We start from the raw sequence: 12,951 nt of genomic DNA, 5'->3' as shown, positions 1-12,951 counted from the left end.
TGGCGCCCCGGCGTCCCCCTGGCGGACCGCCCCGCGTCACGAGGCCGCCGGGTCCTCCTGGAGCGGGGCGTCGCCACCCACCGGGTGCACGGGGCAGCCGCCCGGCCGCCGGGACGCGGGGAACGTGCCGAGTTCGGCGACCCGGAAGCCGGTGGGGTAGCCCTTGATCTCCGGGTTCTGCCGGGCGAAGTGGGGGGCACGGCGCGGCGGGAGCAGCCGCACGGCCTTGGCGCGCAGCTTCAGGGCGGTGTGCACCGCCGTCCGCACGGCGGGCCGGGGCCGGTCGTAGCGGAAGGCGTCCAGCAGTGCGTCGTCCAGGAGGGCCAGGCTCGCGCCGCGCACCACCGGGGCGAGCGGGCCGTACCAGCCCGCCATCAGGTCCAGGGAGGCGTCGGCCACCTGCCGGGCCCCGGGGTCCCAGCCGAAGTGCTCCTCCTCGTAGGCGTCCAGGCAGCGTTCGAACTCCTGGTGGGTCCGCGGGATGTCGGTGATCCCCATGTGGCGGCCCAGGGTGCGGTAGTACGCGGCGATGGCGCGCTTCTCGTGTTCGCTCAGCCGCCGCCAGCCGTACCGTTCGATCCAGCGGATGGGCACCGCCACGAAGGTGCACAGGACGTAGCGCATGTCGTCGTCGCTGATGTCGTAGCTGCGGTGCATCTGGTTGATCCGGCGGATCGCGGTCCGCCCGTCGGCGCCGTCGAAGCCGTGCTCCAGGACGGTGTCCAGGAGGAGGACGGTGTCGTCGTAGCGCTTCTGCGCACGGTCCGTCAGCTCGGCGGTCTCGGCGAGCAGCCGCCCGACGCTCGGCACGGCGTAGGTGCGGTAGAGGGCCAGTTCCAGTGCCCTGGTGATGTCCCAGGGGAACTCGTGGGCGTAGGTGATGCGGTAGATCCGCAAGAAGTCGCGCTCCGGATCGAGCCGCCTGATCTCCTTCAACCAGTCGTAGCGCCGCACCTGTTGTCCGTCCCTTCGTCCGCCGAAGTTCCCACACTACGGGCTGCGGGCAGACTCCTACGACGGTGACGGACGAGGGGCCGGGGGTCGGGATGGCGGGATTCATACGCGACATGGCCGGGGTGCTGCACCCCGGCAGACGCATCGGGGCCGCACGGCGCGCGGTGCTCCGCCGTGGCGGCCGCCCGGCGGCGGAGCGTGCGCACAATCTCTTCGAGGCGGCGGCCTGCTATGTGGCGGCGGGCGCCGAGGGCGACGAGGAGCGGGGTGCGCAGGCGGCGGAGTGGGTGTCGCCCGAGGCGCTGGCCTTCGGCGTCCACGAGCTCGCCTGCCGGGCGGTGCTCGCGCTGGCGCGGGAGCGCGATCAGTCGCCGCGGGAGGTCGCCCACGACCTCCTCGGGCTGCCGCTGCCCTGACGCGCGGCGGCCGGTGGCCGCGCCACCGGGGGCGCGATCGCATCACCGCAGCGTACGGCTGGTGACAAGGCCGCACCTGGCCAATTAGGGTGCGCGGCGAAAGCGGACCGCAATGCAAGGAGGCCCGGCGTGCCGACGACCGAGAGCGCCGACCAGGACCAGTTGGGCGATCAGCTGTTCGTGCTGACGGCGGTGCTGCTGACGCCCGCGCAGTTCCCGAGCGTGCTCGGCGACGACTACCCCGAGGTGTGCTCGGGACTCGGCCTCGAACCGTACGCGGAGGGCTACGGGCTGGTCCTCGGCCAGGACGGCACCGGGGCGCGCTGGACCGTGGTCACGGAGGACGTGTCGCTGGTGGCCTGTGCGATCGCGGCCTGGGACTGCGGTATGGAGTACGACCTGTCGCCAGGTGAGGACAGCATCGTCGTGGCGCTGCCGGGGTGGCCGCTGGCCCTTGCGGTGTCGGCTCCCGGGGTGCCGCAGCCGCACGACCCGGAGCCGCAGGAGGGCGACCGCGCGCCGCTGGCGCCGCCGGACGCCGGGGACTGGGGGCCGGCCCAGCGGCGGCTGGGCGCGGACGAGATAGCGCTCCAGTGGGCGTCGTGGCGGGCCCAGGTGGAGGTCGAGGAGGTCGCCTTCGCGGAGCCCGGCGAGGAGCGGCACAAGGGCGTACGGCGGGTGTTGGCGGAGGCCCGCGGCTATGTCGCCGATCCGCCGCCGCCCGGCCGGGTGCGGTCGTCGTTCGCCGCGGGCGAGGCCCGTACGCTGCGGGTCGACGGGCCCGGGTGGAGCATGGTGGCCCGCACCGACGACATCGCGTTCGTCCTGCTGGACGACGAGCCCGGACAGGTGCACCCGGTGGGGCGGGGGCCCGAACTCCCGGGGCTGCTGGCGTCGTTGGACGGGCTGGCGGCCCGCCCGGTCTGACGGCCGCGGCCGGCCGGGGCCGCCTCTGAGGGGCGAGGCACCGGCCGGGGCCGCCGGCTCAGCGGCCCAGCTCCTTGCGGCCGACCCGGCGCAGCCGGCGCCGCTGGGAAGGGTCGAGCGTCAGATACGCGACGGCCGAGATCCCTACCATGACCAAGACGGCCGCCCAGAAGGGCAGCAGCCACAGCAGGATCACTCCCACCGCGACGCCGCCGATCGCGACCTTCGCCTGTGTGGACATCCTTCACGCCCTTTCCGCGGCGCGCGCCGCGCTCTGTCGTATTCCATTGAACGCCGGTTCGGCTCCGGAGGTTCCCTGACGGGGCGGATCGTGCTGTACCCTCGGGCGCTCCACGCTCCAGTAGTCAAATTTGAGGAGTAACTGGCCCAGTGGCTTCCCTCCCCTCGGTCACGCCCCTTCCACTCTCCGAGCCGTCCCGCTGCGCGGCGCTCTTCCTGCCCTCGGATCCGCCCCGGCTCGGGCGGATCGCCTTCTGGCGCCCGGACGGCCGACCCGTCCTGGACACCACCACCCACGGCGCACCGGCACTGGAGCAACTGGCCGTCGCCCTCCCCACCGGGCCGGAGGACGGCGACGCGGCGGCCAGCGGCGACGGCATCACCGTGTGCGCCGTGCCGGCCCTGGTCCTGCCGATCGCCGCCGCGCTCCCCGTCCTCACCCGGATGCGCGCCGGGCGGCACACCCATCCGGCCGCGGCCTTCTGGGGCGCGGCCGCCCTCCTGGCACTCCAGGTCGCGGCCCGCGGCCGACTGCTGCCCGGCCTCAGCCCCACCGACCACGACGCCTGGCGGGCCGGCCCGCTCGACCCGGACGACTTGGCGCGGCTGCGCGACCTGGCCGCCGCGATGCCGCCGTACGCGCACGCCGCCCCGCTCCCCGGCACCGCCCCCGTCCGGCTGCCGGACCCCGAGCGCCACGTGCGGGCGTTCCTGGACGCGGTCGCCGACGGGCTGCCGCGTACGCCCGCGGCCGAACTGGCGGCCGGTGGACCGGCCTTCGCCGCGGCCGCCCCGCAGCACGTCCCGGAGCAGCGCGCCTGGGCCGCGGAGATCGCCGCCGGGCACGACGCGGGGGTACGGCTCTCGCTGCGGGTGGAGGTGCACGGGGTGGACCTGGCGCGCACGGCGGCGCCGGACCGGCCGGGAGGCGCGGAGGCGGACCGGCGGCGTCCGGCCGCGGCCGGTGCGGAACCGGCATCCGCCCCTTCCCCGGCCCCCGCGTTCACCGCCGTCGTCCAGGTCCACAGTGCGGCCGACCCGGCGGTCGTCGCGGACGCCGCCGAGGTGTGGGCGGGCACCGCACCGGCGGGTCAGGCGTTCGGGCCGCGGGCGCGGACCGAGGCCCTGCTGACGCTGCGCCGGGCGGCCGCCGCCTGGGCGCCGCTGACGCCGCTGCTGTCCGCCGCGGTGCCCGACGCACTGGAGTTGGCGGACGAGGAGGTCGCCGAACTGCTGGGCCCGGCAGCCACGGCCCTGGCCGTCGCCGGGGTCGGGGTCCACTGGCCGCGGGAGTTGGCGCGGACGCTGACCACGCGCGCCGTGGTGGGCCCGCCGGGCGGGCCGGACGCCGCCGTGGCCGGCAGCGGGCCCGGGGCCGGCGGACCGCCGTCGCTGCTCTCCGCCGACGCGCTGCTCTCGTTCAGCTGGCGGTTCGCCCTCGGCGACCAGGAGCTCGACCGGGCGGAGCTGGACCGGCTCGCCGAGGCCCGGCGCCCTCTGGTGCGGCTGCACGGCCAGTGGGTCCTGGTGGACCCGGAGGCGGTGCGCGCCGCCCGGGACCGCAAGGACCGCACGGTCACCCCGCTCGACGCGCTGGGCGCCGCGCTGACCGGCAGCACCGAGGACGAGGACGGCCACCGGGTGGCGGTCCAGGCGTCCGGCTGGCTCGCCCACCTGCGCGACCGGCTGGCCGACCCGGATCGCGCACCGGGCCCGGACGTCGGGCAGCCCCCGGGACTCGCCGCCACCCTGCGCGACTACCAGGTGCGCGGCCTGGGTTGGCTCCACCGGATGACGTCACTCGGCCTCGGCGGCTGTCTGGCCGACGACATGGGCCTGGGCAAGACCATCACCCTGATCGCCCTGCACCTGCACCGGCAGGCCGAGCCGGAGTCGGCCGGACCCACGCTCGTCGTCTGCCCCACCTCCCTCATGGGCAACTGGCAGCGGGAGATCGAGAAGTTCGCGCCGGGGACGCCGGTGCGCCGCTTCCACGCCGGGCGGCGCAGCCTGGCGGACCTCGCCGACGGGGAATTCGTCCTCACCACCTACGGAACGATGCGGATGGACGCCGCCAGACTGGCGGAGGCCGGCTGGGGGCTGGTGGTCGCCGACGAGGCGCAGCACGTCAAGAACCCCTTCTCGGCCACCGCCCGGGCGCTGCGCACGCTCCCCTCGAAGGCCCGGGTGGCGCTGACCGGGACGCCCGTGGAGAACCACCTGTCCGAGCTGTGGGCGATCCTGGACTGGACGACGCCGGGGCTGCTGGGACCGCTGGGCCGGTTCCGGCGGCGGCACGCGCAGGCCGTCGAGGGGGGCGCGGCGGGGTCGCCCGAGGCGGCCGCGGCGGCGGAGCGACTGGCCCGGCTGGTGCGGCCGTTCCTGCTGCGCCGGCGCAAGTCCGACCCGGGGATCGCGCCCGAGCTGCCGCCCAAGACGGAGACCGACCGGGCCGTGGCACTCACCGCGGAACAGGCCGGGCTGTACGAGGCGGTGGTGCGCGAGGGACTCGGCGAGATCTCCGGGGCGGACGGGCTCGCGCGGCGGGGGCTGGTGGTCAAGCTGCTGACCTCGCTCAAGCAGATCTGCAACCACCCCGCGCACTACCTCAAGGAGCCGCCCGGCGGGCCGGACACCGGGACCGCGCGGTTCGCCGCCCGGTCGGGGAAGGCCGAGCTGCTCGACGAACTCCTGGACACCCTCCTCGCCGAGGGGGCGAGCGTCCTGGTGTTCACCCAGTACGTGCAGATGGCGCGGCTGCTGGCGGAGCACCTGGCGGCGCGCGGGGTGCCGGCCCAGTTGCTGCACGGCGGGACGCCGGTGGCCCGTCGGGAGGAGATGGTGCGGCGCTTCCAGGACGGGGCGGTGCCGGTGTTCCTGCTGTCCTTGAAGGCGGCAGGCACCGGCCTGAACCTCACCCGGGCGTCGCATGTCGTGCACTTCGACCGCTGGTGGAACCCGGCGGTCGAGGCCCAGGCCACCGACCGGGCCTACCGCATCGGGCAGACCCAGCCGGTGCAGGTCCACCGGATGATCACGGAGGGCACGGTCGAGGACCGGATCGCCGCGCTGCTGACCCGCAAGCAGCAGTTGGCGGACGCGGTACTGGGCTCCGGGGAGGCGGCGCTGACCGAACTCACCGACGCCGAGCTGGCGGACCTGGTCGCGTTGCGCGGGAGCGAGCGGTGAGCACGACGGGGAGGCGGGCGGACCGCCGGGCGCACGGGGTCACGACGGACGACGACAGGACGGACGAGGGCATGGCGGACGGGGACATGGCGGACGGGGAAGCGGTGCACCGGAGCGGGACCGGTGGGGCGGGGCCGGAGCGGACGTTCGCCGCGCTGCCGGTGGCGCGCGGCCGGGGCTTCGCACAGACCTGGTGGGGGCAGGCGTGGCTCAGGGCACTGGAGGACACCGCGCTGGACGGGGCGCAGGTGAAGGCGGGCCGTCGGCACGCCCGCGCCGGGGCGGTCGGCGCGGTCTCCGTGCGCCCCGGCCGGATCACCGCCGTCGTCCAGGACCGCGACCACACCCGGCACCGCTCCGACGTCCTGCTCCAGCAGTTGACCGCGGCGGACTGGGACCGGTTGCTGGACGTCGTCGCGGACCGGGCCGGGCACCTCGCGGCCCTGTTGGACCGCGACATCCCGCCGGTCCTGGTGGAGGACGCGGCGGCGGCCGGGGTCGAACTCCTGCCGGGCATCGGGGACCTGGAGCCGGAGTGCGCCTGCGAGGCGTGGGACCACTGCGCGCATTCGGCGGCGCTGTGCTACCAGGTGGCGCGGCTGTTGGACCAGGACCCGTTCGTGCTGCTGCTGTTGCGCGGGCGGGGCGAGGAGGAGCTGCTGGACGAGCTCCAGCGGCGCAGCGCGTCCCGGGCCGGGGCGGCGGGCCCGGCCGGTGCCGCGGACGGGCCCGCCGCGGCGGGCGTCCCGGCGGCCGAGGCGTACGCGGCGCGCGACATCCTGCCGCCGCTGCCCCCGCCACCGCCGCCGGTCGAGGCCCCCGGCCCGGCGCCGGTGCTCGGCGGGGGTGCCCCGCCGGCGCCCGGAGTGGCGGCGGACGCACTGGAGTTCCTGGTCGAGGACGCGGCGGCGCGCGCCCGTCGGCTGCTGGCGGAGGCGCTCTCCCCCGGGCACGCCGACAGTCCGCCGGTGCCCGCCCTGACACCCTCCCAGGACGCGGTGCGGCTGGCGGCCGCCGGGCCCGGGGCGGCCGTCGCGGCGCGGCTGGCGGACGGTTCGGGGCGTGATGCGCGGGGCCTGGCGCTGGCCGTACGGGCCTGGCAGGTGGGCGGTGCGGTCGGGCTGGCGGCCCTGGAGGAGGAGTGGACGCCGGCGCCCGAGGTGCTGTCCCGTCTGCGGGACCGGCTGGCGGCCGCCTGGGAGGACGAGGCGTCCCGGCCGCGGTTCCGGGCCGCCGGCAATCGTTGGACGGTCGTCGGCGGGGACGTCCAGCTGCGCTTCGGGCGCGACGGTCACTGGTGGCCGTTCCGCAAGGAGGGTGGGCGGTGGGCGCCGGCCGGCCCGGCCGCGGAGGATCCGGCGGCGGCGCTGGCGGGCGTCGCGGCGGACGTATCGGAGGGGTGTTCCTAGGGGGAATCCCCCCATGGTGCGAGAAACATCACCTTTGGTCAGACCTTGACACTGATGACCGTTTCAGGTCGCCACCAATGACAGGATGAAACCGAATCCGCACCCTTTTCGTGCGATTCATTCCGCGGCGCCGCCCGCCTGCGCCCGGCCACGACAGCTCGTGCCCGCACGCCCGCTGTCCACTGTCCGCTGTCAGACCGATCCGACCGATGGGGCCCCGTCCTGCCATGCCGCTCGCCTTCCTCCACCGTCTGCGCGACCGCACGCCGCACCGCACCCAGCCGTCCCTCCCCCGCGGGGCGGGCGCACTGGACCTGTGCGTCAACGATCCCGTCGGACTCCCGATGGCCGGGGTGGGGATCTCGGTCCGGGACTCCGGAGGCCGGGAGGCGACGGCCGGCCGGACCGACCCCAACGGCCGGCTGACGGTGACGCTGCCGCCCGGCGGCTACCGGCTCGCGGTCACCTCCGACGGCTTCCGGCCGGCCCGCTTCGAGGCCGAGGTGGCGGCGGGCGAGCGGACCGCGCCCCGCTCGGTCACCCTCGAACTGGCGCCGGCGCTGCCACTGCCCGACGCCGGCCAGTGGCGGCTCGACCCCGACCACAGCGCCATCCGCTTCACCGCCCGGCACATCGGACTGGCCGAGATCCACGGCCGGTTCAACCGCTTCGAGGGCGGACTGTGGATCGGCGAACGGATGCAGGACTCGCGGGTCGAGGTCACCATCGACGCGGCGAGCATCGACACCGGCGTACGGATGCGGGACGACCACCTGCGGTCGGCGGAATTCCTGGACGTGGAGCGCTTCCCGTACCTCCAGTTCGCCGGCGAGCGGTTCGTCCACAAGGGGGGCGGCCGCTGGACGGTGCAGGGCGTGCTCCACCTGCACGGCGTCAGCCGCACCATCCAACTGGACACCCGCTACCTGGGCATCGGCACGGGCATCGCGGGCGAGACCCGCACCGCGTGCCAGGCCGTCACCGAACTGCACCGCGAGGACTTCACCCTGGACTGGCGCAAGATGCTCGCCAGGGGCATCGCCGCGATCGGCGCTACCATCCGGGTCGAGCTGGACATCCAGGCGGTCCGGCCCGAAGAGCAGCACTGAGAGAGCTCGAAGAGCAGTACTGAGAGAGGGTGTCCCCATGACCGGACCGTCGTCCCGACCGCCGTCGCCGCCGTTCGCCGAGGCGCTCGCCGCGGGACCGGTCGTCCTCGACGGCGGACTGTCCAACCAGCTGGAGGCCGACGGCCACGACCTGGGCGACACCCTGTGGTCGGCCCGGCTGCTGGCCGAGGAACCCGACGCCGTACTGCGGGCCCACCTGGCGTACTACGAAGCGGGCGCCCAGGTCGCCCTCACCGCCAGCTACCAGGCCACGTTCGAGGGGTTCGCGCGGCGCGGCACCGGCCCGGAGGAGGCCGCCGGGCTGCTGCGCCGCAGCGTCGCACTGGCCCGCGAGGCCGCCGCGCGGGCCCAGGCGGGCGGGGTCACCGGGCCTCTCTACGTCGCCGCGTCGGTGGGGCCCTACGGGGCGATGCTGGCGGACGGCTCCGAGTACCGCGGCCGGTACGGCCTGTCCGTGGACGCGCTGGAGCGCTTCCACCGGCCGCGCCTGGAGGTACTGGCCGCCGCCCGACCCGACGTGCTGGCCCTGGAGACCGTGCCCGACGCGGACGAGGCGCAGGCGCTGCTGCGGGCGGTCCGCGGCCTCGGCGTCCCGGCCTACCTGTCGTTCAGCGTCGCCGGCGACCGCACCCGCGCCGGGCAGCCGCTGGCCGAGGCGTTCGCCGGGGCGGCGGACGCGGACGAGGTGATCGCGGTCGGGGTGAACTGCTGCGCACCGGACGACGCCGACCGGGCGGTGGAGATCGCGGCCCGGGTCACCGGCAAACCGGTGGTGGTCTACCCCAACAGCGGGGAGACCTGGGACGCCACGGCCCGGGCCTGGCTCGGCAGTCCGGCGTTCCCCGCCGACCGGGTGGCCGGCTGGGTCGCGGCCGGCGCCCGGCTGATCGGCGGCTGCTGCCGGGTGGGCCCGGACACCATCGCCGAACTGGCGGCGGCGCTGGGCCGCTGACCGCCGGCCGCCGTCGCCGCCCGGGCGCAGCACGCAACCCGGCACGAGCAGGTGCTCTTCCACCGCACCACCGCCGCCAACCACGCCTCCCGTTCGGTGGCCCGGCCCCTGGGCCTGCCCCCGCTCGGCCGGCTCCGGACCCTGCGCCGAGCCGGTCGCCGCCCGCCGGAACGGCGCACCAGCGGGCCGACGTTACCCAGCCGCAACGGACGCACCGGCGACAGGAACCCCGGCCGATGGCAGGATGCAGGCCAACTCACGGCACCCCCGGCCCGGTTGACCGTCACGGCACTCCTGGAGGCCCTGTGACCGCTCGCTCCGCGTTGCCCCCTCTGGCCGCCGTCGCGGCCGCCGCCCTCCTGGCGGCATGCACCAGCACCGCGCCCGCCGGCCCGGGCCAGGGCCCGGAACTGGTCCGCCCCGGAGCGCTCCTGACCTGCACCCACCTCCCCTACTCCCCCTTCCAGGTGACGCGCGACGGCAAGGTCGTCGGGTTCGACGTGGACCTGGTGGACCTGGTGGCCAAGGACCTCGGCGTCACCCAGCAGATCATCAACACCCCCTTCGAAGGCATCGAGACCGGGCAGGACTTCGCCATCCGCAAGTGCGACCTGGCCGCGGCGGGCATGACCATCACGCCGGCCCGGGCGAAGGTCATGGACTTCTCCGCCCCGTATTTCGACGCCACCCAGGCGCTGCTGGTGAAGCGCGGTGCCCCGATCCGGAAGATCGAGGACCTGCGGGGCAGGAAGCTCGGCTACCAGAAGGCCACGACCGGCGCGCTCTACGCCAAGGCCCATGCAAAGGGCGTCGAACTGGTCGAGTTCGAGGACGTCGGCCTGCTGCTGACGGCCGTGAGGTCCGGTCAGGTCGACGCCGGGATCAACGACAACGGCGTGCTCCTCGACTACGTGAAGCACAACCAGGACACCCGGGTGGCGGCCGAGTTCGACACCGGCGAGCACTACGGATTCGGCGTCCGGAAGGGGAACGACGCGCTGCGGGAGCGCATCGACAAGGTCCTCGCGCGGGCGATGAAGGACGGCAGTTACGACCGGATCCACCGGAAGTGGTTCGGCTGATGCCCTGGCACCCGTCGCGGCGGCGCCGGGCACGGCTGGTCCGCGGGGCGCAGTACGGCGTGCTGGCCGCCGCGGTGGCGGCCCTTGCCCTGGCCGCGGACTGGCGCCGGCTGGGGTCGGCGTTCTTCGACGTCTCCGTCGCGCGGGCGCTGTTCCCGGACATCGTCACCACCGCGCTGGTCAACACGGTGCGGTACACCCTGCTCGGGTTCGGTTTCGGGCTCGCGCTCGGGCTGCTGCTCGCGCTGATGCGGCTGTCGTCGGTGCCGCCGTACCGCTGGATCGCGGTGACCTACATCGAGTTCTTCCGCGGGATCCCCGCCCTCCTGGTGTTCATCGCGCTCGGCTTCGGGGTGCCGCTGGCCTTCCAGGTCGCGCTCGACCAGGGCGTCACCGTGATGCTGTCGCTGGGGCTGGTGGGCGCGGCCTACATGGCGGAGACCGTCCGGGCCGGTATCCAGGCGGTGCCCAAGGGGCAGACGGAGGCGGCGCGTTCACTGGGCATGTCACAGGGCCGGGCGATGGTCTCGATCGTCATTCCGCAGGCGTTCCGGATCGTCCTGCCGCCGCTCACCAACGAACTGATCCTGCTGACGAAGGACTCCTCACTGGTGTACCTGCTGGGGCTCTCGCTCTCCCAGTTCGAGCTGGCCAACTTCGGGCGGGACGCGCTGAACGAGCACAAGAGCCTCACCCCGGTGCTGGTCGCGGGGCTGCTGTACCTGGTGATCACCCTTCCGCTGGGCCAGGTGGTCCGGCGGCTGGAGGCCCGTACGGCGAGGGCCCGGTGACGGGGCGGGTGCGCGGACGGGGAGCGGAACGACCGGACGGGCGACGGGCAGGGGGCGGGATGGCCGACGGCGGCGACGGCAACGCCATCGAGGTGCGCGGGCTGCACAAGGCGTTCGGTGCGCTGGAGGTGCTGCGCGGGATCGACTTCTCGGTGGCGCGCGGCGAGGTGGTGTGCGTCATCGGGCCGTCGGGCTCCGGGAAGTCGACGCTGCTGCGCTGTGTGAACCTGCTGGAGGAGCCGACCGCCGGCCGGATCACCGTCGACGGCACCGAGGTCACCGACCCGGACGTGGACATCGACCGGGTGCGGCGCCGGATCGGCATGGTGTTCCAGTCCTTCAACCTCTTCCCGCACCTGACCGCGCTGGAGAACCTGACGATCGCCCAGCGCCGGGTGCTGCGCCGCGACCGGGCGGCGGCCGAGCGGATCGCCCGCGACCGGCTGGCCCGGGTCGGCCTGGGCGACAAGGCGGCCGCCTATCCGGCGCAGCTGTCGGGCGGGCAGCAGCAACGGGTGGCCATCGCCCGCGCACTGGCGATGGATCCGCAGCTGATGCTCTTCGACGAACCGACCTCCGCGCTCGACCCGGAACTGGTCGGCGAGGTGCTGGCGGTCATGCGGTCACTGGCGCGGGACGGCATGACCATGCTGGTCGTCACGCACGAGATGGGCTTCGCCAGGGAGGTCGCCGACCGGGTGGTCTTCATGGACGGCGGGCTGATCGTCGAGGAGGGCGCCCCGGCACAGGTGGTGGGCGCGCCCCGGCACGAGCGGACCCGGGCGTTCCTGTCCCGCGTGCTGGACCCGGCGGCGACCGAGGTGGACGGGACGAGCGGGGCGGACGGGACGGGCGGGGCCGACGGGACCGGGCCGGTCACGGAACCGTCGACCCAACCCTGACCCGACCCGCACCGACCCGCCCCGTGTCCACCCCGCCGTCCGGCGGCCGGCCCGGCTCAGCGCAGCGGCTTGGTGAGCTTCCTGGTGCCGCTGTGGTTGCCGGTCAGGCTGCACACCGCGGACTTGATGCCCATCTTGTAGCCGTTGGCGCTGGGGAACTGCACATAGGTGCCCTCGGCCGTCCCGGCGGGCTGCCTGGACGCCTTGTACTGGAGCTCGGAGGCGCACAGCGCGGACGCCCTGTCCTTGATCTCGGCCGCGGAGGCCAGGCCGCCGGGCAGGGTGTAGACGAAGACGACCTCGGCGTCGTGCGGGCCGGTGCAGGAGGCCGACGCGTTGTTGCCGCCGTTCCCGCCCGGCGGGATGTCGTAGCAGTCGCCGGTCTTCAGCGCGTAGAAGGCGACGGTGCGGCCGCTGGACGAGGACGCGGTGGTCTCCGGGCCACTGGGGGTCGCGGTGGGCGAGTCGGACGGGGACGGAAGGCCGGAGTCGGAGGCCGCCGGTGTGGGGCCCGCCGTGGGGCCGGTGGACGGCCGGGCCTGGTTGCCGCCGCCGTCACCGCTGTTGGCCCATATGACGCAGCCGACGACGAGCGCCACGGCCAGCACACCGGCACCGATGATCAGCGCGATCGTGGTGCCGCTGCCGCCGCCGGAGGGCGGGGCGGGCGGCTGCTGCCACCCGCCCGGACCGCCGGGCCCGGGCGGCCCGAAGCCCCCGGCGGGCGGACCGTACGGCCCGGCGGGCGACGGCCCGGTCGGCGGCGCCGACGGCCCGTAACCGCCCGGACCGTAACCGCCCGGCCCCGGCTGCTGTCCGCCGGGCCCGTACCCGCCGCCCGGCGGACCGAAGCCGCCCGGCGCCCCCTGGGGCGGCTGCTGCGGCGGTTGGTTGGACGGCGGAGGCGGGGGAAAGCTCATGGCGGAAATGTCGCTTCTTTGATGGGAGTCGAGGACGCG

12 protein-coding genes are annotated in these 12,951 nt (G+C 75.2%); 9 read left to right on the top strand and 3 right to left on the bottom strand.

Going from position 1 to position 12,951, the window contains the following annotated elements; all coding sequences use genetic code 11:
- Nucleotides 1–36 precede the first annotated feature (36 nt).
- Nucleotides 37–954: an oxygenase MpaB family protein gene (locus CG747_RS04945; protein WP_100600363.1), complete on the bottom strand. Its 918-nt coding sequence runs from the start codon at nt 952–954 to the stop codon at nt 37–39.
- 92 nt (nt 955–1,046) lie between these two features.
- Here CG747_RS04945 and CG747_RS04940 point away from each other — a divergent pair, with 92 nt between their 5' ends.
- Nucleotides 1,047–1,370, top strand: a complete 324-nt coding sequence (locus CG747_RS04940; RefSeq protein ID WP_374701737.1) for a hypothetical protein — start codon at nt 1,047–1,049, stop codon at nt 1,368–1,370.
- 129 nt (nt 1,371–1,499) lie between these two features.
- A complete protein-coding gene (locus CG747_RS04935) occupies nt 1,500–2,297 on the top strand; it encodes a hypothetical protein (protein ID WP_100600362.1) in 798 nt (265 codons plus the stop codon).
- Nucleotides 2,298–2,355: 58 nt separating this feature from the next.
- Here CG747_RS04935 and CG747_RS04930 read toward each other — a convergent pair whose 3' ends face one another.
- Nucleotides 2,356–2,538, bottom strand: a complete 183-nt coding sequence (locus tag CG747_RS04930; protein WP_100600361.1) for a hypothetical protein — start codon at nt 2,536–2,538, stop codon at nt 2,356–2,358.
- 149 nt (nt 2,539–2,687) lie between these two features.
- Between CG747_RS04930 and CG747_RS04925 the strand changes: the two genes are divergently transcribed.
- The 7 genes from CG747_RS04925 to CG747_RS04890 all read left to right on the top strand — a co-directional run bounded on the left by CG747_RS04925 (nt 2,688) and on the right by CG747_RS04890 (nt 11,992).
- Nucleotides 2,688–5,726 (top strand): DEAD/DEAH box helicase, encoded by a 3,039-nt coding sequence (locus CG747_RS04925; RefSeq protein ID WP_100600360.1) that lies wholly within the window; start codon nt 2,688–2,690, stop codon nt 5,724–5,726.
- 86 nt (nt 5,727–5,812) lie between these two features.
- Nucleotides 5,813–7,135, top strand: a complete 1,323-nt coding sequence (locus CG747_RS04920; RefSeq protein WP_100600523.1) for an SWF or SNF family helicase — start codon at nt 5,813–5,815, stop codon at nt 7,133–7,135.
- A gap of 227 nt (nt 7,136–7,362) precedes the next feature.
- Complete coding sequence (locus CG747_RS04915; protein ID WP_100600359.1) at nt 7,363–8,244, top strand: YceI family protein; 882 nt, start codon at nt 7,363–7,365, stop codon at nt 8,242–8,244.
- Between the two features lie 37 nt (nt 8,245–8,281).
- A complete protein-coding gene (gene mmuM, locus CG747_RS04910; protein ID WP_100600358.1) occupies nt 8,282–9,217 on the top strand; it encodes a homocysteine S-methyltransferase in 936 nt (311 codons plus the stop codon).
- 305 nt (nt 9,218–9,522) lie between these two features.
- A complete protein-coding gene (locus tag CG747_RS04900; RefSeq protein WP_100600356.1) occupies nt 9,523–10,299 on the top strand; it encodes an ABC transporter substrate-binding protein in 777 nt (258 codons plus the stop codon).
- Nucleotides 10,299–11,090 (top strand): amino acid ABC transporter permease, encoded by a 792-nt coding sequence (locus CG747_RS04895; protein WP_100600355.1) that lies wholly within the window; start codon nt 10,299–10,301, stop codon nt 11,088–11,090. Before CG747_RS04900 ends, CG747_RS04895 begins: the two co-directional genes overlap by 1 nt.
- Before the next feature lie 59 nt (nt 11,091–11,149).
- Nucleotides 11,150–11,992, top strand: a complete 843-nt coding sequence (locus CG747_RS04890; RefSeq protein WP_100600354.1) for an amino acid ABC transporter ATP-binding protein — start codon at nt 11,150–11,152, stop codon at nt 11,990–11,992.
- Nucleotides 11,993–12,048: 56 nt separating this feature from the next.
- On the opposite strand, the gene CG747_RS04885 is transcribed toward CG747_RS04890, so the two are convergent.
- Nucleotides 12,049–12,912: a hypothetical protein gene (locus tag CG747_RS04885; protein ID WP_100600353.1), complete on the bottom strand. Its 864-nt coding sequence runs from the start codon at nt 12,910–12,912 to the stop codon at nt 12,049–12,051.
- Between the last annotated feature and the right edge of the window lie 39 nt (nt 12,913–12,951).

It is taken from the genome of Streptomyces sp. CB02959, assembly GCF_002803155.1.
GTDB lineage: Bacteria > Actinomycetota > Actinomycetes > Streptomycetales > Streptomycetaceae > Streptomyces.
Note: the sequence above shows the minus strand (reverse complement) of the source record. Positions and strands in the feature narration are given on the sequence as shown.

What these genes read in the sequence shown, in the direction of transcription:
- CG747_RS04940 (WP_374701737.1), top strand. Translation starts at nt 1,047, where the DNA reads ATGGCGGGATTCATACGCGACATGGCCGGGGTGCTGCACCCCGGCAGA.
- CG747_RS04930 (WP_100600361.1), bottom strand. Translation starts at nt 2,538, where the DNA reads ATGTCCACACAGGCGAAGGTCGCGATCGGCGGCGTCGCGGTGGGAGTG.
- CG747_RS04920 (WP_100600523.1), top strand. Translation starts at nt 5,813, where the DNA reads ATGGCGGACGGGGAAGCGGTGCACCGGAGCGGGACCGGTGGGGCGGGG.
- CG747_RS04915 (WP_100600359.1), top strand. Translation starts at nt 7,363, where the DNA reads ATGCCGCTCGCCTTCCTCCACCGTCTGCGCGACCGCACGCCGCACCGC.
- mmuM (WP_100600358.1), top strand. Translation starts at nt 8,282, where the DNA reads ATGACCGGACCGTCGTCCCGACCGCCGTCGCCGCCGTTCGCCGAGGCG.
- CG747_RS04895 (WP_100600355.1), top strand. Translation starts at nt 10,299, where the DNA reads ATGCCCTGGCACCCGTCGCGGCGGCGCCGGGCACGGCTGGTCCGCGGG.
- CG747_RS04890 (WP_100600354.1), top strand. Translation starts at nt 11,150, where the DNA reads ATGGCCGACGGCGGCGACGGCAACGCCATCGAGGTGCGCGGGCTGCAC.
- CG747_RS04885 (WP_100600353.1), bottom strand. Translation starts at nt 12,912, where the DNA reads ATGAGCTTTCCCCCGCCTCCGCCGTCCAACCAACCGCCGCAGCAGCCG.